Origin of the sequence: Echinicola sp. 20G (assembly GCF_015533855.1) — a bacterium.
GTDB lineage: Bacteria > Bacteroidota > Bacteroidia > Cytophagales > Cyclobacteriaceae > Echinicola.
The window spans coordinates 4,651,119-4,676,223 of the sequence record NZ_AP024154.1 but is presented as its reverse complement, the minus strand read 5'-3'; the positions used below and the strand labels follow the sequence as shown (position 1 = coordinate 4,676,223).

Here is a 25,105-nt window from a genome sequence, read left to right as displayed (position 1 = left end):
ATGAGCAATAGGGTTTACAATATTCTCTTCCACACCCACACGATCAGTGGAATAATCATCAGTGCAGCACTTTATGTCATATTCTTTGCAGGCTCATTTTCATTTTTCAGGGATGAAATAGTGGGATGGGAACGAAACGAACCGGTTAGTGAAGAAAGCCATCTACAAGCTGTGGACCTGGATGTGATGCTGGATAGTTTGAATAGCCAAAAGGAACTGTATGGTAGAGATATTGCCTTTACAAAATATTTCAATGAACGCCGGATTAATGTCAATTTAACGGCCTCAAAAGATACCACTGCTAGCGAAGCCGCCAAAACGGGCAGCTTCTTCTATATGGATACGGATAACTTTAACACTTATACCTATACCAGTAATTACAGTATTGGCGAGTTACTTTATCGACTACACTTTTTTGCCCAACTCAATTTCTGGGGAACCTCTGGTTATATGTTGGCCGGTTTTGTGGCTTTCTTTTTTCTATTTGCCATAATTACGGGTGTTCTGGTGCATTGGAAAAAGATTGTGTCCAATTTTTATGTTTTCAGACCAATGGCCAGTCTTAAAAACCTGTGGACAGATGCACATACAGCCTTGGGGATAATTGGCTTACCTTATCAGTTTGTTTATGCTGTAACGGGAACCTGCCTTATTATCGGGACTAGTGTTATGTCTCCGGCAGTGGTCACTTTTATGTATGATGGTGATACCAATCAATTGTATGAGGATTTTGGCTTTAACCCGCCAAAATTTGAACTTGCTAGTGAGCATCTATCTGAAGTACCCAATGTTAATCAGTTTCTAGAAAAGGCCTCAGCAAAATGGGAGGGCTTTGAAGTGACTACCCTAGAAATCTTCAATTACGGTGATGCCAATATGAAGGTAGGTGTAGAAGGGTATACAAAATATGATATGAAGTTTGCCGGAAGAGGGGAAATAATTTATAATGCCCATACAGGAGAGGAAGAGCATGTTGTGAATCCATTTACCGATACCTCTTATATGAATGCAGCCACTGCGGTAATCACACAACTGCATTATGGGAATTATGGGGGAGTACTTCTGAAAGTCGTTTATTTTATTCTGGGCCTTATTTCTTGTTTTGTAATCATTTCAGGTGTTATGATCTGGTTGGTGGCCAGGAATAAAAAGCATATTGATGCTAAGAAAAGAAAGTTCAATGCTTGGCTGGTATGGGTTTATTTGTCTACTTGTCTCAGTATGTTCCCTGTTACGGCACTTACTTTTATACTGGTGAAGGTATTTTTACATGAGTATACGCCTGAGCGAATGACAGATATTTATCATATATTCTTTTACAGCTGGCTGGCTTTTTCAGTCTTTTTTATCATCAAACGAGATAATTATTTTACCAATAAGTATACGTTACTATCCGGTGCCATATTAGGTTTTATGGTGCCTGTGGCCAATGGATTGGTGACTGGAAATTGGTTGTGGAAGACTTTTTTGGCAGGCTACCATCATATTTTCTTGATAGATGTATTTTGGATAGTCCTATCTATAACTGCACTTATTGTGGCATTAAGTTTAAAGAAAAAAAACAATATGCCCAGCAGGCAACCAAAAAGAAAGCCTTATCAAGTGAAGAACGGGATTGAAAAGGAGCTTTTAATTGGTGGAGCAAATAATAATTTTAATTAGAAGTAATATATCATTTCTAAGAACAAAGGGACATAAATTGGGGTTAGTTTGATAGCGTGAATTAAATTAGTTCAATTAATCAAATTAGGACATACTAATGCTCCCAGACAACCTTTCAAAAATAATTGATACGGTTCCCTCAGGCATCACTGGAGTTTATTTTCTAATGGGTGATCATGATCGAATTATCTATATTGGCAAGAGTAATGACATTAGAAAACGACTTTACCAGCATTTTTCAGATACCACAAGGAAGTCTATCAGGATCCAAAGCCAAATCGTCTCTGTTAGGTATGAAAATACCGGAAATGAGCTTATCGCACTGCTTCGAGAATCGGAACTGATCAAAGCGTATACCCCTATTTTCAATAGAGCCCAACGAAGAAGTCTTTTTATGTGGGGCTTGTACCAGGAAGAGGATGAAAACGGTTATTGGGGGCTAAAGGTGAAGAAAATATTGAAAGATTCCAGAGAAATAATGTCTTTTTCTTCGAAATCAGAGGGTAGGGAGTATTTGTTTAGAATAACAGATCGATACCGTCTATGTCAAAAAATCAATGGATTGTATCCTACCAAAGGATCCTGTTTTCAATATGCCTTAAAAACTTGTAATGGAGCCTGCATTCAAAAGGAAGAGGTGGACACTTATAATAGCCGAGTCAAACAATACTTGGAGGATGTAAGTCTCCCTTGTGAAGACCAAATTATAATTTTAGAAGGAAGAAATGAAGATGAAAGAGGCGTAGTTTTGGTAGAGAATGGGATTTATCGAGGTTTTGGTTTTTTCCATAGAGACCAGGATTTGGAAAAAGATATTAAAAGTATTATACAACCCAAAACTGATAATAGAGATACTCAGCGATTGATCAGAAGTTACCTCAGGAAACAGCACAGATCAGCACAAAGCCCGAAATTACCCTGAAAAATATTAAAGCATCTCCCAAAAGTCCCTTACTTTAGCTCATACGATTTAAAAAAGTATTAAGTAAATGAGATATACTATTACACTGTTATTGGCCATGATGCTAATCACAAGTAGCATATTTGCCCAAAAAGCTAGACAGGATTGGACATTGGAAAAAGGTTGGAAGTTTTCTAAAGGAGATTTTGAGGAGGCTGGTTTTCCAAAATTTGATGATAGAAATTGGCAAGAAGTTACGGTTCCTCACGATTGGGCTATTTATGGGCCTTTTGAAGAGGAAAATGACTTGCAGATAGTTGCTGTAACCCAAAATGGAGAAAAGGTGCCCACCAAAAAGACAGGAAGAACAGGAGGGCTGCCTTATATGGGAGTAGGTTGGTATAGGAATACTTTTGATGTAGATGGTTTTGATCCAAAGCAGCAGAAAGTGCACCTGATTTTTGATGGTGCCATGAGCGAGGCACAGGTATTTGTCAATGGTGAAAAAGTAGGTTTTTGGCCTTATGGCTATAATTCTTTCTATTTTGATATCACCCCCTTTCTTCGGGAAGATGGAATGAAAAATAGCTTAGCTGTAAGGTTAGAAAATAAAGAACAATCTTCCCGTTGGTACCCCGGTGCTGGACTCTACCGGAATGTTCATGTGCGAGTAACACCAAAAGTGCATGTTCCCGTTTGGGGCAGCTACATTACCACACCTTATGTGTCCCATGAATATGCTTCTGTCAACATCAAGACGCAATTAGAAAATGTACCTGAGGGAACAAGTATTAAAATCATCACTGAGATTGCTGATGAAGAAGGAAAGCAAGTGACGACAAAAGAAAATATTCAAAAAATCAATCATGGTAGGCCTTTGGAGCAATATTTAACTGTGGAAAGCCCTCAATTATGGTCTCCAGAATCTCCAAGTTTGTATACAGCCAAGTCCACCATTTACATTGAAGACAAGGTAGTCGATGAATATATTACCCGTTTTGGGATCAGGGAAATTAAATTTATAGCGGATAAAGGTTTCTTTCTAAATGGGCAGCACAGAAAGTTCCAAGGAGTCAACTTGCACCATGACCTGGGGCCTTTGGGAGCGGCAGTGAATAAATCAGCCATTAGAAGACAATTACAGATTTTAAAGGACATGGGAGCGGATGCAGTGAGAACCTCACACAATATGCCTGCACCTGAATTGGTGGAACTTTGTGATGAGATGGGCCTGATGGTGATGGTGGAATCCTTTGATGAGTGGGATGTGGCGAAAAGTAAAAATGGTTATCACCGCTATTTTGAGGAGTGGGCAGAGAAGGATATTGTGAATATGGTGAGGCATTACCGAAACAACCCGAGTGTGGTGATGTGGAGTATCGGAAACGAAGTGCCCACCCAATGCAGTCCGGATGGATATAAAGTAGCAAAGTTTCTTCAGGATATTTGTCACAGAGAAGATCCGTCGAGATTGGTTACGGCAGGAATGGACCGTGTTTCTTGCGTATTGGAAAATGGATTTGCTGCCATGATAGATTTAGCAGGTTTAAATTACCGTACCCATCGATACCAGGAAGCATATGAAAGCCTGCCACACAGTTTGGTGCTAGGGTCAGAGACGGGCTCTACAGTAAGCTCAAGAGGCGTTTATCATTTTCCTTTGGAGAAAGCTTCGCAGGTAGTTCATAAGGATCATCAATCTTCTTCTTATGATATGGAATACTGTTATTGGTCCAATCTCCCAGAAGATGATTTTGCTTTAGCCGATGATTTTGGATGGACTTTGGGTCAATTTGTTTGGACAGGGTTCGATTATTTAGGAGAGCCTACTCCTTATGATACGGATGCTTGGCCCAATCATAGTTCCATGTTTGGAATTGTGGATTTGGCCGGTATCCCGAAGGACCGCTATTACCTTTATAAAAGTGTTTGGAATAAGGAAGAAGAGACATTACATATTTTGCCCCATTGGAATTGGAAAGGAAGGGAGGGAGAGATTACCCCAGTATTTGTTTACACCAATTATCCTACAGCTGAGCTTTTTGTCAATGGAAAAAGCTATGGAAAGAAAAGCAAAACTTTGGACGGAACACTTCAAGAACGCTATCGCTTGATGTGGATGGATGTAGAATATGAACCAGGAGAAGTGAAGGTCATTGCTTATGATGATTCGGGGAATCCACTAAAGGAAAAAGTTATCAGAACTGCCGGCAAACCTCATCATGTTGAGTTAGTGCCAGAGCAGGAAACCATTAAAGCAGATGGCAAGGAACTGGCTTTTGTGAGAGTAAGGATAGTAGACAAGGAAGGTAACTTATGCCCTCAGGATCAAAGAAGTGTTAGTTTTAAGGTCAGTGGAGCTGGAAAATTCAAAGCTGTAGCCAATGGCGATCCAACCAGTCTGGAACTGTTCCATCTTCCTGAAATGAAAGTTTTCAATGGTGAACTTACTGTAATTGTTCAAGCCGGAGAAGATAAGGGAGAGTTGTTGCTGGAAGTAAAAGCAAAAGGGGTGATGGGGAAGAGTATTTCGATTCTAGCAAAGTAGGAGGCATTAACTTCTAATAATAAAGGGGCTATCATTTTGCCCCTTCTTTTATTCTTCAGTCATATCAAGTTTTTCATGATTGACTTCAGATTTATTTTTTTTAATCAACTTCAAATTTTCAGTTGTTGCACTGAAATAAACTGTCTCCGACCAATCCCAACTTTCTTGTTCTCTCAAGTTAACCTTACTCGCTTCATAATAAACAGAAATCGAGTTCTCTTTTGTGCTAATTACAATTTTGTTGAAGGTATTTTGAATAGTCGAGGTATAAGGAACTGTAGGGCAATTAGATTCTTTTAATTCCAATAAAACTTTTTTGTCAGTTGAAAACCATCTCTTTAAATATCCAAGGTGACTCTCTGAGCATTGGTAACCAAGTCCAAGAGCAGTGATTATTTTACAGTCCAAATTGTTTCTGTCGTCATTTGCTGCTCCGTCCCACCAACACTCGTTTCCAATAAAAGTCGAAACATATCCAATCGCAGCTTTTTCAAGATTGGTCATAGTATTAATATAGTTATTATTCAAAAAAATTGAACTAAATGTATCATTTAGTGTCGAATCATACTTCATGTCCCTCCACATGAAGTTTATTGTTGTATCTGGTAAATTTAATTTGGTTGGTTCAACTTCTATTGTTTTTGTGTCTGTAGTCATTTGTCCACAAGAAATTACAAGAGTTAAGACCGTAATTATGTAAATTATTTTCATTTTTTTCTGATAAACGTCTTGATAATAGGGTTATTTACCTTCTAAATCATTATTACTCAAAACTATTCCTAAGCTATAATAGGTACCAACCGTTAGTCCTGAAAGTAAATGTTTTTAATACATGGGAAATGGTGTTAATATGTTTTTGCCCGCAACCGATTTAAATAATCAACAAGGTAATTTTTATGCAAAAATAATATGTATTAGGGTTAAGATAATACCTAATATAATTAAATAAAATATTTGAATAATGCAAACATACCCGTACTGTAGTGTCAGCACAGGTCAGTACAGACCAGTTGCCTTTTTTATCCATGATATCTTACGAATATAATTTTTACCCTGAGCTAATATAAGATAGTATATTTTATTAAATGGATGTTTCTCCTAATAAAGTGTTTTTTTGACACTTTACGGAAACAGCTTAAATATTAATAACCCAATTTAAATAACCTAAACAAAGTAAAGATGATCAAAAGGATTACTTGCCTTTTTTCAGCTTGCTTGCTGCTATTTGCGTGCAGAGAAGTTGGCTGGGAAGAACATTATGAACGTCCAGAATGGCTCAAGGGAAATGCCTGGGAGTTACTGGAAAATCGAGGGGAATTCTCTATTTTTTTAGCAGCTGTAGATAAAGCTGGTTTTCGAAGCTTGGTAGAGGGCAAAGGAATTGTAACGGTTCTTGCTCCTTCAGATGAGGCTTTTGAAAAGTATTTGTTGGAGCAGGGTTTTGGGACTATCGATGACATGCCCACCAAAGAACTCAAGAAATTGGTCGGCTATCATTTAGTTTACTATTCCTTCAGTCGCGAACGTTTTGCCAATTACCGACCCCAAGGACAGGAGGTAGATCAGCCTGCTATGTCAGGGCTTTATTACAAACATAGGACCAAGAGTAGGGATACCATTTCCGTGGAAACTGATTTAATAGAGGGTAAGGAACGGACAATTTTTCACAAAGAAAGATTTTTGCCAGTCTTTTCATACAATCTCTTTTCCTCTAAAAATATTGATGCTGCTTCAAACTATGAGTATTTCTATCCAAATAGTACATGGACAGGGGCCGGAGGGTTCAACATATCAAATGCGACGGTAAAGGAATATGCCGTTCCTACTGATAATGGCTATGTGTATGTACTGGATAGGGTGATAGCTCCTTTGGAAACAGTATATGCTCAGCTTAAAGAAGAAAGCGATTATAGTGATTTTATAGGCATTTATGACCGCTTTAAAGACTATTGGTATGACGATGAGACCTCAAAATCCTATGCGGAAGCTGGAGATTCACTTTATATAAAGACTCATTTAGGCCTTCCAGAGATTGCTTCTGAATGGACCTATAATGGTGGGTCAGGTTTGGTGGATTATGCCAACTTGGCTGAGCTATCAGCCAATGCATATAATGTTTTCGCCCCTAACAATACCGCGATTCAATCTTTCTTTAATGAGTTTTGGGGGAATAATTACGGTTCTCTTGAAGATGTTCCCTTTCTGCCGATGCAGCTTTTGCTCTATAATCATGTATACAGTGGTAGCATCGTTTTTCCTTCTGAGATAGAGCGCGGAGATATTCAGAGCACTTTTGGGAATACCATTCAGTTTGACCCTGCCCAAGATGTCGAGGCTAAAGGCATTGCTGTCAATGGAGTTTATTATGGTTTGAATGAGGTGATTGTTCCGGATTTGTTCAAAGGAGTGGTTAGTCCGATGCTGAAAGACCCAAAGTACAAGATGTTTTTGCAAATGGTCTATCAATCCGGGGCTTTGCAGGCGTTGATGGGGGATGCTTTGAAGTTTACAGTTTTTATACCTTCAGATGAAGTGATAAAAAACACTATCTATGGAGGAAGTGAAATTTTTTGGGATGAAGGCAATCCTTTAAGGTTTGGCGACGAGGCTGTTCAAGTGGAAAATACGGAAGGAATCTTGGTTCCTATGAGCACAGGAGCTATGAGGGCTTTTGTTCAAAACCATATTGTTACAGAAGAAATAACGGAGATAAATGGTACCAAAGTGTACCGAACCAGAAATCCCTTCAGCTACCTTTACATCACCGATCAAGGAGTTGCTTCTTCCAATATTTATAATCTAGGAGAATTTACGCCAGCCAATACAATGGGTAGTGGATTGACCAATGGCAGGACTTACGATGTCGAAAGGTCCCTGATCCGTGAAGAAGGCAGTTTCAAATACTTGATTGCCTCGGCAAGCTCCGGAACCAGCTCTATTCAGGAGTTTGGAGAGTTTTCTAAACTATTGTCTCAAGCAGGTTTAGTAGACCCCCAAAATGAATTTGAATTTTTGTTTGGTGATAACTATATGCTGTTTGCACCAACAAACAAGGCTATTATTAAAGCGAAGGAGCAGGGGATTATTCCAACCGATTCAGATGAATTGGAGGATTATCTCCGCTACTATTTTATCCCAATCAGCTCGAATGGAATCAATGACTATGCTTTTCCTGGGATGGAAATGGAAGGAGATTTTCTCACATCTCAAGAATCTGGAGATACTTCGAGCGAAATTACACTTTTGGACAAGGAGTCAGGCCTGCAACTACGGTCTGCAAATGGAGAAACAGCCAATGTGGTAAGCACTTTTCCGAAAATTTACGTCGATGGAGCTGTTTATCAAATCGACAAAGTGCTCAGTTCAGGACAATAACCCAATAAATTTCAGATGAAAACATTTTATATCATTAGTTGTATGCTAATGCTGTTGGTCATGCCTTTGCGGGCACAACAAACAGTATTGACAGGCAAAATAACCGACCAAAGCGGTGAGCCTCTGATTGGGGCCAGTGTCTTTGTAGAGAATGACCAGCAGCGGAGTTTAAATGGTACCGTATCAGATGAGAACGGTAACTATAGATTGGCTGTTCCTTCTGATCCTAACCTGACCATTGTATTTTCCTATATCGGTTTCAAAACGAGGAAAGAAGTCTTTACTAACGAGACGAACCTGGACATTACTCTTTATGAGGATGCATTTGAGTACGGAAGTGCTGAAGTGGTGGCCGATCGGGTGGAAATAAATTCTTTGGGAATCAGTGAAAGGGAGCAAGTATCATCGAGTCAGCGTTTTGACGTCAAAAAGTTAGAAGAGGTGCCAATGACCTCTATTGAATCGGGTCTTCAGGGCAGGATGGCAAATGTTGATATCATATCAGGTGCTGATCCGGGATCAAGAAGCTCCATTAGAATCAGAGGCACTTCCTCATTGAATGCTAATTCAGAACCTTTGATTGTAGTGGATGGAGTGCCTTATCCTACCAATTTTGGAGATGATTTTAATTTTGCAACAGCCAATGACCAGGACTTTGGTGCACTTGTAAACATTTCCCCAAATGATATCGAATCCATTGAAGTATTGAAGGATGCCGCAGCCACAGCTATATGGGGGTCACAAGGGGCAAATGGAGTATTGGTGTTTAAGACCAAAAAGGGAAGAAAGGGTAAGACTCGCTTTTCATTTTCCACTAAATCAGAAGTCAAAAGAGAGCCTAATACTGTTCCGCTGTTGGATGGAGCCCAATATGTCAGTTTGATGCAAGATGGTATATGGAATTCCATCAATGATGTAGGGTACCTCTCTGGGTCAGGTTATACTCAAGGGCTCTTTCAAACACAAGAAATTAACTTTGACCCAGAGTGGGTTTACTTTGATGAATACAACCAAAACACCAATTGGACCAACGAAGTGACACAATTGGGGTATTTTCTAGATAACAATTTTTCTTTAAGTGGTGGTGGAGATAAGGCCATATACAGGGTTTCTTTAGGGTATTTAAGAGATGTGGGAACCACGATGGGAACCTCATTGGATCGGTTTAATTCCATGGCGAGTGTGACCTATAAGTTTTCTAACAAATTGAGTGTCAATGCAGATATGTCTTATTCACAAAGCCTTAAAGATGCCAATTGGACAGAGAGCGGAATGGCCTCTGCCCGTGGTATGGCAATGTTGAAAATGCCCAATATGAGTCCTTATGTTTTGGATGATAATGGTAACCGTACCTCAGAGTATTTCACACCACTAGAAAATTTTCAGGGAAGTTATGCTTCCAATAAATATTATAATCCTGTAGCCTTGGTCAATGAATCCCTTAACGAAACCAAAGCCGATAATGCCAGGGTGATTTTCCGATTACGTTATCGTTTTAATCCAGATTTGGAATATTCGGGCACGGTTGGTTTTGATGCGAGAACCACAAAGAATCGAAAGTTCCTTCCACAATCTGTAACCGGCGTCTTATGGACAGATCCTTACTTCAATAGAAGCTCTGATTTGTTGTCCGATCAACTTTATATCAACACAGAAAATAAGTTGATCTTTAATAAAGCTATTACCGATAAGCATCATGTTATCATGAGTGGCTTGGTGCAGACTAATGAAGCCAGAAGTTTTGGATATGTCAGCGAGACAAGCGGCAATGCCTCGGGTTCTTTGAGTGATCCAACAGATGGCGCAGCAGTAGCTTCGATGAAATCAGACAACTCCATGTCCAGAAGAATAGCGGCCATTGCCAATGGACACTATACGTTTAATGGCAAATATATAGTGTCTGGAGGATACCGATGGGAGGCCAATTCTAGCTTGGGTGCGAGCAACCGATGGGCAGGTTTCCCGTCACTGGGATTGGCGTGGCAGTTTGGCGATGAACCCTTTATGGATGGTTTTGCAGGAATAGAATTAGGTAAATTACGGTTCAGCTGGGGTAAAAGTGGAAACCCTCCAGGGGGAGCCTTTCCTTACATCGGTACCTTCAGCCCAATTACTCCTGGTTATATGGATATGGTGGCCATTTCTCCTGCCAGCATCCAACTGGAAAATCTACGATGGGAAACCATCACTCAGTCCAATATTGGTATCGACCTGTCTTTAATGCAAGGTAGATTGTATGTCACTGCTGAAGTGTATGATCGTGCGACAACGGACTTGCTCCAAAAAGACTATAGTTTACCTTCATCAACTGGATTTACTGAAGTTAGGTACTATAACTCTGGTGAAGTTTATAACAGGGGCTGGGAGCTTATTTTTAACTATGATGCCATCAGGCGCGATGACTTTGGACTGTCCTTTAATTTTAACCTAGCTAGAAACCGAAACAAGGTGGTGTCACTTCCTGAGAATATGTTGTTCGAAAATTACACATTTGACAATGGGAATTATGCGCATAAGATTGTAGAAGGAAACCCAATAGGTTCTTTTTACGGCTATCGTTATGAGGGAGTGTACCAAAACGGTGAGGAAACTTATGCCCGTGATGGGGAAGGAAATTTAATGTATGATATCGATGGTGAGTTGGTTTATATGCAAAACGGCAATCGTCGGGTTTATCCGGGAGATGCCAAATACGAAGACGTAAACGGGGATGGCGTAATCGATCAATTTGACATAGTTTACCTTGGAAATGCCATGCCGGTCTTTACCGCTGGGGGTGGGTTCAATATTCGCTGGAAGAATTTTATGTTTACAACATTTTTGCATGGAAGATTTGGCCAGAAAATAGTAAACCAAACACGCATCAATACAGAAAATATGTATGGTACTGCCAACCAAAGCACGGCTGTACTTCAGCGTTGGAGACTCGAGGGGGATGATACTGAAATCCCTAGGGCCCTGTACAATGAAGGGTACAATTATCTTGGGTCAGACCGGTTTGTGGAGGACGGTTCTTTCATAAGGCTCAAGACGGTTTCCTTAAGGTACTCACTTCCCAAGGCTTTCTTGACCAAAAGTAAAATCGAACGTTTCGATGTCTTTTTTACCGCCCAGGACCTTTACACATGGACCAATTATTCTGGTCAAGATCCTGAAGTTAACCTTTCCAGCAACATTTATATGCTTAGTGTGGATAGGGCCGCAACGCCTCGCCCGAAACGATTTGCATTGGGTGTTAATATGAATTTCTAATCGAGTACATCATGAAAAAGATATATATATTCTTACTAACGATAGTAACAGTGTCTTTTAGTTCTTGTAATGACTGGCTAGAACTGCAACCTGAAAACAATCAGGTCAGCGATGAGTACTGGGCCAACAAAGAAGAGGTAGAAGCAGTTTTAGGAGCCGGGTATGTCAGGTTGAGAGAGTGCATGGAACAAATGCTTGTTTGGGGAGAAATGCGTGGGAATGGATTGACAATGGGTTTCGGCACCATAGACGTAAATATCTACCGTATCAACCAATGGGATATTGGTCCAGGAAATGAATTTGTCAAGTGGGACAAGTTTTATCAAGTGATCAATTATGCCAATATGGTCATTAAGTATGGTCCAACTGTGGTGGACAAAGACCCATCATTTAGTGAAAATGTCATGCAGTCTTATCTTTCAGAAGCCTATTTTTTACGAGGATTAGCCTATTTCTATTTGGTTAGAAATTTTAGAGATGTGCCGTTGATTACGGCGCCTTATATGGACGATAGTCAATCTTTCGAGGTAGAAAAGTCTCCTGCCAATGAAGTATATCAGCAGATTAAATCTGACTTGGAAGGGGCTTTAGAATTTTCGAAAGAGATTGCACCTACAGTATGGGAAACCAAGGGACGGTCCACGAAATGGGCGATTCAGGCAGCTTTGGCAGATGTATACTTATGGACAGAGGAATACGATAAATGTATCGCGGCCTGTGATGCTGTCATCAACAGCGGTCAGCTTGGTTTGCTCCAGGGAATGATGAACAACAATAACAATTGGTACACTATTTTTAATCCAGGTAATTCAAATGAAGGGATTTTTGAACTTCAATTTGAATTTGACAAGAACCAGACCAATAGCTTGGTTTCCTGGTTTGGGACAAACAATAGATATGTAATTTCTGAAAATACTGCTCAGCTATTTCAAGAAGAAGAGGAGGATATTCGAGGAAAAGGAGCTTCTTATACAGAGGAGGACTCCAGAGTTTGGAAATATTTAGGAGCAGAAGCGGGTACCGGAATTCCTAGAACTTACAGTGACCAAAATTGGATCATTTATCGTATAGCAGACATCTATTTGATGAAAGCGGAAGCTTTGGTCATGAATGGTCCCAATAGTTATGATGAGGCCGTTGAGATCCTTAATGTCATTAGAGACAGGGCACAGATTTCAGCCCCGGTATCCTCAGCCAGTACAGAACTGGAGATGTTACAAATGGTGATGGACGAAAGAGCTAGGGAATTCGTAGGGGAAGGGAAAAACTGGTATGATCTTCTTCGTGTGGGAAGCAGGAACAATTACCAGTATAAGGATTACCTGATTACCCAAGTTCTACTGACTGCTCCGGCCAGTTCCGCGCCGATTATTCGATCCAAGCTTTTGGATGAAAACAGCCATTACCTGCCCATTCACATTAATGAGTTGTCTGCCAACAGACTGTTGGTCCAAAACCCATATTACGATAACCTAAATTAATCAAGCCATGAAAAAGACTTATTTGATTTACCTTTTAGGGCTGTTCATGGCCCTTGGATCCTGTGAGGATCCTTATGAAAATACAACATTTACAGCCTTCGAGGAACTCCCTATTGCATCCTTGTTGGATTCTCGCTCAGATAAATACTCCTTATGGGTAGAGTTGATGAGGCATGCAGATATGTACAATACCCTAAACCTAAGAAGTGTTTACACAGTGTTTGCTCCCAGTAATGAAGGTGTGCAGCGTTATTTAGCAAATAATGGATTCTCAAGTATAAGTGAAATACCCCGAGAGGATGCAGAGTATTTGGTCAAATACCATACTATTTACTCCAAGGAAATTACGCAAAGTCAGTTTGAAAATGGAACAATCAATGACCGGAATGCGACCGACGATAACCTATCCATAGAGTTTAGAGAAGGTGGACTTAACGCAATTTATATCAATGGGGAGTCTCGAATTGAAGAGTTGGATATCGCTGCTACCAATGGTATTATTCATGGTTTGGAGGATGTTTTGGTTCCTGTAAGAGCTACCATTTTGGATCGTTTGGAAGATGGGCGTTTTAGTATTTTTAGAGAGGCTGTACAAGCCACAGGAAGAAGTGAAATTCTAAATACAGTGATGGTGGAAGGGAGTGATGTCAATGGTAACCCATTGCAATACAGGATTCGATTGACGGCTTTTGCTGTACCTGATGAGATTTATGCTCAAGAAGGAATTATGACCTTTACTGACTTGGTAGACAAACTGGAAGCTTCTGATAATAATTTTACAGACCCTGAAAACCCTGTGTTTAAATATGTGGATTACCACCTTTTAGACCAGTTGAAGTCTTTCGCTGATTTGGGAGGATTTCCAGATGGAGAGAGCTCCATGAATATCAACACTATGGCTACCAATGAAGTCCTCAACTTTTCGGACCAGGCTGGGCAATTGGTAATCAACTTTGATGAAGAGAAAGGAAGCGGTGTGAACTTTATAGAAGAGAACATCAACTGTAAAAATGGAGTCATCCACGAAGTGGATAACTGGATGCCCCTGTTTACGCCGAAAAGGGTCACGGTATTGTGGGATTTGACGGACTATTCAGATTTGCAGGCGATATGTAACCAATACCAAAACCCTAGTTTGGGTTCTACATACACAAAAATCATTACAGAAGAAGAGGTTAGTTGTTATACCTGGAAGTCTACTCCAGAATACAAAACCAATGTAATTAGCTACCGAAATAACAGAGGAGCTGACGGGATTTGGTATGCCGATGCGCTGAATCATGATCACCTAAGGCTTGAGCTTGGGCCATCAGGTTGGGTGGAGCTGGAAACCCCCGTATTGATAAAAGGAAGTTATGAAATCACCATGATTTATTTGAGCTACAAGGCTTCATCCAATACAGGTTACCTACAATGCTCTATGGATGGTAAACGATTGGGGAGTCAATGGCCTGTTTCCAACAGCAAGTATGATAGGACATTGGAAAGAAGAATGACTAGTTCTTTCAGCTTTGACGAAACATCCAGCCATACTTTGAGAATTGTCGCGATTGATGGGGAGTTGCTGACATTGGATCATATTCGATTTACTCCTGTAGACTAAAAAATGAAGCAAATGAAAAATCTTAATTATATAATCGGAATGCTCTTACTCCTTTGTATGTCTTGCAAAGAAACCTGGGATGAGCATTATGGACTGGAAGGTACGGATGATAACTATGTAGTATCCTCTCTTAACCTGTTGGATTACCTGAAAAGCAATCCGGAGTATTCCAAATTTGTAGAGGCATTAGAAGCCAATGGGATTGCGGAAGAACTTACTCGAGATCAATACCTATCTGTATGGGCTGTTAATAATGATGCTATGGAAGCTATTCAGACTTTAGATCTTGATGTGGAATTTGTCCTTCGATACCATGTCAATAACCTGACTTATGATATGAGTAAATTAAGGGATGGCCTTAGACTCAGGTCCTTAAATGGAAAGTATATCCCTGTGACCAGGATTTCGGAAGATAACGTCATGGTCGCAGATGCAATGGTTACCAACGGCAATCAGTTTTGCCAGAATGGAGTAGTGCATGAGATCAGCGAATTGATGGTTCCAGACCAAAGTGTTTATGACTATTTATACAGTTTATCTGATGAATATTCCATGATCAGGGATTCAGTTTTTGCAAAAAATGACACTGTATTTGATGTGTCCAATAGTATTCCTATTGGCGTGGACAAATCTGGGAATACCATTTATGATTCTGCTTTCGTCATTGAAAACCCTATTTTCGAAGAAGTTGACTTTAGGTCAGAATTTTCTCAGGTAACCATGTTTGTACCAAGCAATGAGGTGGTAGAAAACTGTTTTGACAACTTATTGGGACTATATGATCAGTTTGGAAAGCCTTTTATTCAATCTGATTCGCTTACAGCATGGAACTGGATCATGGATGCCGTTTTTTATGATAAGCTGGTGGAAGATTATGGTAGTGAAGAAGACATTGTTTCAGCATTTGGTAAGCTATGGAAAACCACTATACAAGGTGTTAACCCACAATATAAGCGCATGAGTAATGGAAGGGTCTATGATGTTAACTTCCTGAAAATCCCAAATAATGTCCATATTTCGGCCATTAAACAGTTGTTTTATTATTACGAATTTGTTCCGGATGAACAGCGGGATGAGCTTTTTACATTTCATAATGCTACTGAAGTTAGATCTCAGGGAACAGATAACTATTCTTTTCCGAGTTTAAATATTTCAGGTACTTATACCATTCTTAGACTTTTTGGAGATAATATTCCTGACCAGCCGTTGGCAGTGGACTATACCCCCGTGAAGTTGGATAAAAATGAAGATGGTACCACCACTGCCTCGGTGGTGGAAGTTCCGCCAGGAGAATACAACTTATATATGGGAGTTCAGTCTAAGAACCACCCCTTTCTCAATGTGTATGTGGATGGGGAGCTGGTTGCTTCTGAACTAAATGTAGAGCCTTCATCTCCATGGAATTATGATCGAAGCACCAACACCGTTTCCGGAACCAAATGGGACGGTCTTGGGGGGCTTGTAGGTATTGTAAATATTGAAGGCAGCGAAGTAAGGTCTTTTAAAATAAAGGTAGAAGTAGCTCTACTGGGCAAGAGCTCAAGAGAAGAGATGAAGCTTTACCATTGGGCTCTTGTACCTACCCAAAATAATTACTGATGAAAACTGAAGGAAGAATGAATATATTCAAAATAATAGGGGCATTTTTTATTTTATTCTTGGTATTAACTACCGGATCAATGGCTCAGCAGATCCTAAAGGGAAAAGTACTCAGTCCCTATGATAGTGAACCTGTCAGCAATGCTTATATCTCACTGGAGAAGCAGGAAAATACCACCCAATCTGACAATACTGGCACATTTTCATTGGAGTTGGATCAATTAAAAGGAAAACTTAAAGTGTGGGCACCGGGCTATCAGGAAAGAATAATTCCTATACTGGGAAGGGACTTTTTGGAAATTGTTTTAATTCCTCAAAAGGCTGATTACTATGAAATCCCGGTTATCAATGCGACAAATGGAGCCATGGAAGCAGAAGTGTTATCAGCACAGCGTTTCAAACCCAGCGCGATGTATGTTGAAGATGTCCTGCAAGGGGCTTTTCCGGGCCTAAATGTGATAAATAAAAGTGGTATGCCCGGGGAAGGGGCATACTTAAACTTGAGAGGCATCAGAAGCCTTACAGCCAACAATAGCCCATTGATCGTCATTAATGGCATGCCTTATTTACCAGATAGAAATAATTCACCTATCATTGAAGGGTATTCGCCCAGTGTGTTCAATGTCATTAGTGTTAATGATATTGACCAGATTCGTTTAGTAAAGGGCAGCGAAGCCTCAAGGTTTGGTTCCCTTGGCTCAAATGGGGTGTTGTTAATTGAAACTTCTACACCAAATGACATGGAAACTGTTATTGAGTTCTCCGGTCAATATGGAGTGGCTTTTAATGACAAGACTCTTCCAGTGCTTGAAGTGGATGATTTCAAAAGTTATATCGGAGATGTAGGTCTTACCCGATACGAAGACATGGGCGATATGTTGGACCTGTTTCCTTTCCTGAGAGATGATCCAGATTACTATTATAACTTCCTCTATAACAACCAGACAAATTGGCAAGAACTAATCAATAGGTCCTCTTTTGTGACATCCAATCACCTGAGGGTGAAAGGGGGAGACGCCATTGCGCAGTATGATTTGTCAGTGGGAGCGAGTAACCAAGGAGGAACTATGGATAATATTAACTTTACCCGGTACACTACTCGTTTAAATGCCCAGATTGCACTAAGTCAAAAATTTCAATTGGTGACCTCAATGGGACTGACTTATGGAAACAGCAAACTTCATGAGCAGGTACTTTCTGATGCTTCGAACCCTTTATTGGCAGCGCTATACAAGACGCCGATTTTAAGCCCCTTCAAAAAAGATGAGTACAACAATCAGTTACCAGCCTATGATGCTGTGAGACAGTTTGGGGTTTCCAATCCCTTATCCGTCATGAATGACACCAAAATGGAGTCGGACAATTTTGATGTGTTCCTTAATACGGGCCTTAATTATCAAGCCAATGATCAAACTAAGATCCAAGGAGTTTTTGGTTATTATAGTAGTTATAAGAGACAGACTTCATTTATTCCTGGAAGGTCCAGCCAAACAATTATTCCTTTAGAAGAGGGGGTGGCCTTAAATACCGCCAGGGCTGGGACCGGCAAAGTATCCAATCTATTTTATAAAATAAACGCAGACTATTCTTCAGAAATAGCTGGAAATAAGCTGGATGCTGGTATTGGATTTCAAGGCCTAATGACACGCCACGAATTTGATGGAGGTTTTGGAAGGAATACCAGTTCAGATTTTTACACCACCTTGTCTTATGTAGAGACTGATGGAAGGTATTTTTCAGGTTATTATAATGCATGGAACTGGATGAGTCTTTATGGTTATGCACATTATCAATTTGCGAATCAATTTATGGCTTCACTCAATGTCGCAGCAGATGGAGCGTCATCTACAGGAAAAGACACTGGAAGAGTAGGTGTATTTCCAGGGCTTGAATTGACCTGGAAAGCTAAAAACAGTCCTTGGCTGATGAACAGCAAAAAAGTAGATAATTTGGATATTCATGTTGGAATTGGTCTTACTGGTAATAGCCAGTTTCCCACAGGATTAAGCCAGCAATACTTTTCCAGTCAAGCCTATCGCCAATTAGCTGGTATCGTAAATGGAAATGTAGCCAATACCCAGCTGACCTGGGAGCGAAATCAAACAGTGGATGCTGGTATTGATGGTAGTTTCTTCAATAAACGGTTGATGGCAAGTATAGGAGTTTATCAAACCATCTCATCAGACGTTATTTATCCCAAAGAAATTTCTTCCGTGTATGGGATTCAAAATATGTATGTCAATGGAGCCAAACTGGAAAATAAGGGAATTGAGGCTGGACTTCAATTTAGCTTAGTTGATAAGCGTGACTGGAATTGGAGTATTGGTGGTACGATTAACAAGAACACAAATGTTATCAGCGAAATGACGGCTGAAAATGGTCAGCTCATCCGTGAAATGCCTGGTGACTGGGCATTGGTATCAGTAGAGGGACAAAATCCATATAGTTTTTATGGTTATGTATCCAATGGTGTCATTAGCACTCAGGAAGCAGCAGATGAGCTCAATTTGGTAGACTATAAAGGTGACCAGTTTAATGCAGGAGATGTAGCATTTGAAGACCTGAATGGCGATGGTGTTATCAATGATCAAGACCGTACCATAATAGGAAATGCTTCCCCTGACTTTTTTGGGAGCTTTTTTACTCAGGTGAGGTATCATAAATTATCACTATCTGCTCAATTTACTTTTAGCTCTGGTAATCAGATTTACAATGGAGTAAGAAGAGAAATGGAATCATTAAGCGATTTTAGAAACCAATCCTTGGCAGTTGACCGTAGATGGCAAACAGATGGGCAGGTTACAGATATTCCAAAAGCAATATATGGAGATCCTATGGGTAACAGTCGCTTTTCAGACAGGTGGATTGAGGACGGATCATTTTTGCGCTTGAACAACGTAACCTTAAGTTATCAGTTAGGTAGGCTGAGTTTTATTGAAGGAGGAGAAGTGTATGTAGCGGGAGAAAACTTACTCACACTTACTGATTATTTAGGGCTGGATCCAGTACTGTCCTATTCATACCAGCCTTATATGCAAGGGGTTGATTTTGGTTCTTTACCTCTGCCAACTACCATAAAGTTTGGCTTTAACCTTCAATTCTAATGACTTTAGTTATGAAAAATAGATTCTTATATAAATGCACATTATGGGTAGGAGTAATGATTCTGGGCAGCTGTGAAAGTTATTTTGAGCCTGATACAGATGATATCCTACTTGAAGAAAATTACATTGGAAACACCAATGAACTTTACTCAGGATATATGGGCATCGCTGCCAAAGTACAGACAGTGGCCGATCAAGGCATATTCCTCTCAGAACTCCGCGGCGATTTTTTGGAACCAACAGACAATGCTCCTCAGGAACTTTGGGACATTTATAACCATACAATCAGTGAGGGTAATTCCTTTGCAGATCCTAGTGGTTACTATGATGTAATCAATAATGCCAATAACTATATTCGAAAGGCTTTTGAGTACAAAGAATCAAACCCAGATGCGGTTGAAGATGCCGTTTTTGAACCCTTGGTAAGTGGTGCCATTAGATTTAAGGTATGGTCATATCTTATGCTGGCCAAGCTTTATGGGGAAGCAGTGTACTTGGACCAACCCTTGACCAAAGAGGAAGATATTTCCAAATATCCCGTCATGCAGTTTGATGAGCTGATCGGCCAATTGATCAGCTTGATGGAAGGCGGGGTGAATGGAATTGATGGTAAAAAGGTGTTGGTTTGGTCTGATCTATTATTTCCTGGAGTGAGTACTTCCGCGCAGGATTTGACCTGGAATATGATCTGTCCTTCACCGGGACCGTTGTTGATAGAGCTATATTTATGGAATGGTAGCTATGAACAGGTAGTAAGCTTGGGTATGTCCTTCATATACGACCAAGGAAGTGGTCGATACAAGTTGGGCAACGATGATTATAATGGAGAATGGATTCAGTTTTTTTATCGTGATCCAATTACCAAAACCAGAGAATTGATCAATATTGTTCCTTTTGATTACCAAAGACATCAAACCAATCATTTGATCGACTTTTTCTCAAATGCGGAACCCAATAAATATTACTTGCGTCCCACAGAAGTCGCAATGCAAAGATTTCAAAAACAGGTACGCCAAGATGGAATCACCGTTGGAGACAGGTATCGAGGAGAGGATTACACCTACTGGAGGCAAAATGGTGAATGGGTAGTTAGGAAATTTTCCAGGGCTCACGAAACAGCAGATAATGTGTATAAAAATGATGTGCATATCGCCTTATACCGAGCTGGTGATATACATCTTTTTGTAGCGGAAGCACTTAATCAAATGGAAAAGTTTAAGGAAGCAGAGGCTTTTCTGAATGATGGTGTACAGAATTACCTTTCAAAAAATGAAGGAAACCTTGAATATCCTTTGGACAATGAAACTTATAATTCGGCCATCAACATCAACTGGGGGGTGAGAAGACGAGTGGATTTGGGACCTGTTTTTCCAGAGGGGCTTAGCAAAGATGAATTGGATACGCCTGAAAAAATTGAGCAATATAAAAAAGGCTTGGACAGCTTACTCCTCGAGGAAACCTGTATGGAAAGTGCAGGAGAAGCACGGTCTTACTTTGCCATGATTCGTATGGCTAAGCGATGGAATGACCCAAGTATGTTGGCTGAAAGGGTAAGTGCCAAGTATCCTGAAGGAAAAAGAGAAAGTATTAGAAACCTTTTGATGCAACCAGAGCACTGGTTTATTGACTATGATTTAAATAAATAGTCCTTTGTCGATTTAAATCAAAGCTGAATATAAAAGTAGTAATGACAAGTCCGCTCGATTTAACTTTGGTAGGTCATTTCGAGCGGAGTTGAGAAGTCGTAATTTTTAAGACTTCGCACTAGGGGTTTGTTAATTTAGTACAGGATCGGGTGATACTTTACCCGGTCTTGTCTTTTTGTAATATTCAGGACCACATCTCTAACATCAAGAGGCACAAGAATCGAAAATGCTTCGTAAGCAAATAAATAGGGTGATTGACACAAATCTGATAGCTAAAATAAAAGTAATTGGCAATCCCCTAAAAACAGAATTAAAAATCAATATGAAAAAGAATGCATTAGTAATACTCGCCTTTTTGGTAGCATCCATGACATATGGTCAACAGCTTGCCTTTCCGGGAGCTGAGGGCTTTGGGAGATTCGCAACAGGAGGAAGAGGAGGAGAAGTTTATAAAGTGACCAATCTTAAAGATGGTGGTCCTGGGTCTTTTCGGGATGCCGTTAGTCAGCCCAACCGGACGGTGATTTTTGAAGTGGGAGGCGTAATACGGATTGATTCTAGAATAGTTGTTAAAGAAAATATTACGATTGCGGGACAAACAGCACCCGGTGAAGGAATAACCATCTATGGTAATGGGCTTTCCTATTCAGATGCTAATAATACCATCACTCGTTATATCAGAGTAAGGATGGGAAAGGTAGGAGAAAAAGGGAAAGATGCTATTGGTATAGCTCATGGTCATGATATGATTTTTGATCATGTTTCCATTACTTGGGGAAGAGATGGCACTTTTGACTTGAATGGTGAGGTGAAGGATGTTACTTTGCAGCATTCCATCATTGGACAAGGATTGCAAACACACTCTACTGGTGGTTTGATTCAACCATCCGGGGGAGTTTCGATACTTTCTTGTCTTTGGATCAATAACCATACGCGAAACCCCAAAGTAAAAGGGACCAATCAGTATGTCAATAACGTGGTCTATAATTGGGCGGTAGCTGGTTACATTCAAGGTGGAGGTTCGCAAGGAAAGTCCTATGCCAATGTGGTAGGCAATTACTTTATTGCTGGCCCGGAAACTGGAGATACACCGCCATTTAATCGATCTAATGAAAACTTTTATATCTACGCTCAAGATAATTGGTATGATGGTAATTTTAATGGGCAGCTAGATGGGAGTGTGGTTGAAAGAAAAGTTTATGAGCCTGTAACTTGGATGGAAGAACCATTTGACTATCCAGAAGTACCTATTTTACCTGCAGTCAAAGCGTATGATCAAGTTCTCAGTAACGTGGGGGCATCCCTGAAACGCGACCAAGTGGATAAGTTTCTAATTACTGATTTGAAATCTTTGGGAAAAAAGGGTCGGACAATAAGTGATGAGATGGAATTGCCGATGCGAGGACCGGGGAAAGTTAAAGGAGGAAAAGCACCTAAAGATACCGATAATGATGGCATGCCTGATCGATACGAAAAGAAACACGGACTAGATCCTTATGATCCCAAAGATGGAAACCGGACAGACAAGTATGGTTATACCGCTTTGGAAAACTACCTTAATGCAATAGTTTCAAAACCTAAAATAGGGTTAAAAGATTACTAAATATTGTTTTTATAAGTTTCTCATTAGTAAATAATTATGATTTTTAGGTAAACTTAATGATCATTTATTAAATGTATAACAACAACATGACTTTAAGTCAAATCATCAATAGAATCGAATAATACGATAGTACCCATATGATCAAATTTTCATTTTCTTATCAGGTAGGCACTTACTGTGCCTTAATTCTAGTCGGGCTTCATGTTTTTTCCTGTTCCGGCCCGAAAAAAAATTTAGATACCAACCCTTCTTCTAAGATTGATCGCTTCGCCTTGGTCAATCGGCACAATGTGATTTTAGAAGAGCCCGATACGCTTGCCTCCCTTAGTGTGGGCAATGGTGAGTTTGCCTATACGGTGGATATCAGTGGTCTGCAGACCTTTCCCGAATATTATGAAAAGGGAGTTAGTCTCGGAACACAAAGCCAGTGGGGCTGGCATGCCTTTCCCAATCCTGCCAATTATGAATGGGAAGAAATTTTGAGATATGATACATCAGCTATTGGTCAGGTCATTTCCTTTCCGGTCCAGTGGAAGGAGGGTAGAAAAAAAGAAGTGACAGATTATTTCAGGACCAGTCCGCACCGTTTGCATTTGGGCATTATTGGTCTTGAAATGATCAAATCGGATGGTACTCAAGTAGAAGTTAAAGATTTGGAAAATGTACATCAAGAGCTGGATTTGTGGAAAGGAAAGATCAGCAGTGAGTATATGGTGGAGGGTGAACCTGTGAAGGTAGAACTTTACGCTCACCAGGAAAAGGATGGGATTGCTGCTAAAATTACCTCATCACTGGTGGCCAATGGGAAACTCAAAGTGAAATTCCGTTTTCCTTATGGCTCAGGTTGCCATGTTTGTCCAGGATATGATTGGTCAAAACCAGACCAACATTCGTCCTATCTAGAAGTTGTTCGACCGAGTCAAGTAAGGGTCTCCAGGACATTGGACAGTACCAAATATGTGACAGACATCAGTTGGAAGGGGAATGGGGCTTTTGAAACAGCAGATAAACATACCTTCTTATTGAATGCCCAGGAAGGACAAGAAAGCTTGGAGTTTACGGCTTTGTTCTCCGAAGAGGGGGAGTCTGACCTTCCTGACTTTGAGTTAACTGCGAAAAGCAGTGAAGGTAACTGGGAAGCCTTTTGGCAGTCGGGTGGAGCGATTGATTTCTCGGAGTGTACAGATGAGCGTGCAGAAGAGCTTGAAAGAAGGATTGTGCTTTCCCAATACCTCACCAAAGTCAATTGTGCAGGTTCTTTACCTCCCCAAGAAACCGGACTAACCATGAATAGTTGGTATGGTAAGTTTCATATGGAGATGCACTGGTGGCATGGTGCCCATTTTGGACTATGGGATAGGGTTGAATTAATGGAAAAGAGCCTACCATGGTATTTTAGTTCATTGGATAAGGCCAAGGCCACGGCAGCTCGTCAGGGCTTTGAAGGAGCCAGATGGCAGAAAATGACGGATCCATATGGAGATGAAAGCCCTTCCAGTGTAGCTCCCTATTTGATCTGGCAACAGCCCCATATTTTATACTTTGTAGAGCAACTCTATCAGGACAGGCAAGACCAGGCCACATTAGAGAAATACAAAGAGATTGTGTTTGAGACAGCTGAATTTATGGCCTCATTTGCCAAAGAGAGCCAAAAGGATGGAAAATACCATTTGATTGCGCCATTGATCCCTGCTCAGGAACTCTTTCCAGCTAAGTCTACCGATGACCCACCTTTTGAGTTGGCGTATTGGCACTATGGCCTGAATGTAGCTTTGGACTGGCAAAAGCGCTTAGGAATGGAAGAAAACCCTAAGTGGAGAGAAGTTTTGGATAATTTGGCCCCATTGGCTATCAAGGACGACCTATACCTTCCGAGCAGTACCCACCCAAGGGCTTACGAAGATGATTTTTATTTGCATGATCACCCTGTGGTTTTAGGGGCTTTTGGAATTTTACCAAAAACCGAAATGATCGATACAGTCATCATGAAAAACACCTTGGAGAAAATCTTGAAGATCTGGAATTGGGACTCTACCTGGGGCTGGGATTACCCGATGATGGCCATGAATGCAGCCAGGCTCAATATGCCTGAGACGGCTTTGGAAGCCTTGTTTATGGGAAAAGAAAAGAATACCTATCTGCCGAATGGGCATAATTATCAGGACAAAAGGTTAAGAATTTATTTACCGGGAAATGGTGGCTTGCTGACTACTGTAGCCATGATGGCTGCTGGATGGGAAGGGGCTCCGGACCGAGCCAATCCGGGTTTTCCAGATAATGGCAAATGGAATGTCAAATGGGAAGGTCTGAAGAAAATGCCTTGAGTTAGAG

Annotated in this window: 13 protein-coding genes; 12 read left to right on the top strand and 1 reads right to left on the bottom strand. The window is 40.5% G+C overall.

What is annotated here, in order from left to right:
• The 3 genes from JL001_RS18835 (at position 1) to galB (ending at position 5,111) form a co-directional block, all read left to right on the top strand.
• Complete coding sequence (locus JL001_RS18835) at positions 1 to 1,662, top strand: PepSY domain-containing protein (protein ID WP_200979004.1); 1,662 nt, start codon at positions 1 to 3, stop codon at positions 1,660 to 1,662.
• Positions 1,663 to 1,759: 97 nt separating this feature from the next.
• Positions 1,760 to 2,584: a GIY-YIG nuclease family protein gene (locus JL001_RS18830; protein ID WP_200979002.1), complete on the top strand. Its 825-nt coding sequence runs from the start codon at positions 1,760 to 1,762 to the stop codon at positions 2,582 to 2,584.
• A gap of 67 nt (positions 2,585 to 2,651) precedes the next feature.
• Positions 2,652 to 5,111, top strand: a complete 2,460-nt coding sequence (gene galB / locus JL001_RS18825; protein WP_200979000.1) for a beta-galactosidase GalB — start codon at positions 2,652 to 2,654, stop codon at positions 5,109 to 5,111.
• Between the two features lie 48 nt (positions 5,112 to 5,159).
• Here galB and JL001_RS18820 read toward each other — a convergent pair whose 3' ends face one another.
• The gene (locus JL001_RS18820; RefSeq protein ID WP_200978998.1) at positions 5,160 to 5,822 is read right to left on the bottom strand and encodes a hypothetical protein; all 663 of its coding nucleotides are present in this window, start codon (positions 5,820 to 5,822) and stop codon (positions 5,160 to 5,162) included.
• Positions 5,823 to 6,290: 468 nt separating this feature from the next.
• Between JL001_RS18820 and JL001_RS18815 the strand changes: the two genes are divergently transcribed.
• The 9 genes from JL001_RS18815 (at position 6,291) to JL001_RS18775 (ending at position 25,098) form a co-directional block, all read left to right on the top strand.
• Positions 6,291 to 8,486, top strand: coding sequence for a fasciclin domain-containing protein (locus JL001_RS18815; protein ID WP_200978997.1), 2,196 nt, complete (start codon positions 6,291 to 6,293; stop codon positions 8,484 to 8,486).
• Between the two features lie 15 nt (positions 8,487 to 8,501).
• Positions 8,502 to 11,738, top strand: a complete 3,237-nt coding sequence (locus JL001_RS18810) for a SusC/RagA family TonB-linked outer membrane protein (protein ID WP_200978995.1) — start codon at positions 8,502 to 8,504, stop codon at positions 11,736 to 11,738.
• A gap of 11 nt (positions 11,739 to 11,749) precedes the next feature.
• Entirely contained in the window at positions 11,750 to 13,219 is a 1,470-nt protein-coding gene (locus JL001_RS18805) for a RagB/SusD family nutrient uptake outer membrane protein (RefSeq protein WP_200978986.1), read from the top strand.
• 7 nt (positions 13,220 to 13,226) lie between these two features.
• Entirely contained in the window at positions 13,227 to 14,822 is a 1,596-nt protein-coding gene (locus JL001_RS18800; protein ID WP_200978984.1) for a fasciclin domain-containing protein, read from the top strand.
• 12 nt (positions 14,823 to 14,834) lie between these two features.
• Positions 14,835 to 16,421: a fasciclin domain-containing protein gene (locus JL001_RS18795; protein ID WP_200978983.1), complete on the top strand. Its 1,587-nt coding sequence runs from the start codon at positions 14,835 to 14,837 to the stop codon at positions 16,419 to 16,421.
• A gap of 80 nt (positions 16,422 to 16,501) precedes the next feature.
• On the top strand, positions 16,502 to 19,525 hold the full coding sequence (locus tag JL001_RS18790; protein ID WP_236252899.1) for a SusC/RagA family TonB-linked outer membrane protein: 3,024 nt from the start codon (positions 16,502 to 16,504) through the stop codon (positions 19,523 to 19,525).
• 11 nt (positions 19,526 to 19,536) lie between these two features.
• Positions 19,537 to 21,171 (top strand): RagB/SusD family nutrient uptake outer membrane protein, encoded by a 1,635-nt coding sequence (locus JL001_RS18785; protein WP_236252898.1) that lies wholly within the window; start codon positions 19,537 to 19,539, stop codon positions 21,169 to 21,171.
• A 322-nt stretch (positions 21,172 to 21,493) separates the two neighbouring features.
• The gene (locus JL001_RS18780; protein ID WP_200978978.1) at positions 21,494 to 22,774 is read left to right on the top strand and encodes a pectate lyase; all 1,281 of its coding nucleotides are present in this window, start codon (positions 21,494 to 21,496) and stop codon (positions 22,772 to 22,774) included.
• Positions 22,775 to 22,911: 137 nt separating this feature from the next.
• Positions 22,912 to 25,098, top strand: a complete 2,187-nt coding sequence (locus JL001_RS18775) for a hypothetical protein (protein WP_200978977.1) — start codon at positions 22,912 to 22,914, stop codon at positions 25,096 to 25,098.
• Positions 25,099 to 25,105 lie beyond the last annotated feature (7 nt).

What these genes read in the sequence shown, in the direction of transcription:
- JL001_RS18800 (WP_200978984.1), top strand. Translation starts at nt 13,227, where the DNA reads ATGAAAAAGACTTATTTGATTTACCTTTTAGGGCTGTTCATGGCCCTT.
- JL001_RS18805 (WP_200978986.1), top strand. Translation starts at nt 11,750, where the DNA reads ATGAAAAAGATATATATATTCTTACTAACGATAGTAACAGTGTCTTTT.
- JL001_RS18815 (WP_200978997.1), top strand. Translation starts at nt 6,291, where the DNA reads ATGATCAAAAGGATTACTTGCCTTTTTTCAGCTTGCTTGCTGCTATTT.
- JL001_RS18810 (WP_200978995.1), top strand. Translation starts at nt 8,502, where the DNA reads ATGAAAACATTTTATATCATTAGTTGTATGCTAATGCTGTTGGTCATG.
- JL001_RS18780 (WP_200978978.1), top strand. Translation starts at nt 21,494, where the DNA reads ATGAAAAAGAATGCATTAGTAATACTCGCCTTTTTGGTAGCATCCATG.
- galB (WP_200979000.1), top strand. Translation starts at nt 2,652, where the DNA reads ATGAGATATACTATTACACTGTTATTGGCCATGATGCTAATCACAAGT.
- JL001_RS18830 (WP_200979002.1), top strand. Translation starts at nt 1,760, where the DNA reads ATGCTCCCAGACAACCTTTCAAAAATAATTGATACGGTTCCCTCAGGC.
- JL001_RS18790 (WP_236252899.1), top strand. Translation starts at nt 16,502, where the DNA reads ATGGCTCAGCAGATCCTAAAGGGAAAAGTACTCAGTCCCTATGATAGT.
- JL001_RS18835 (WP_200979004.1), top strand. Translation starts at nt 1, where the DNA reads ATGAGCAATAGGGTTTACAATATTCTCTTCCACACCCACACGATCAGT.
- JL001_RS18775 (WP_200978977.1), top strand. Translation starts at nt 22,912, where the DNA reads ATGATCAAATTTTCATTTTCTTATCAGGTAGGCACTTACTGTGCCTTA.
- JL001_RS18795 (WP_200978983.1), top strand. Translation starts at nt 14,835, where the DNA reads ATGAAAAATCTTAATTATATAATCGGAATGCTCTTACTCCTTTGTATG.
- JL001_RS18785 (WP_236252898.1), top strand. Translation starts at nt 19,537, where the DNA reads ATGAAAAATAGATTCTTATATAAATGCACATTATGGGTAGGAGTAATG.
- JL001_RS18820 (WP_200978998.1), bottom strand. Translation starts at nt 5,822, where the DNA reads ATGAAAATAATTTACATAATTACGGTCTTAACTCTTGTAATTTCTTGT.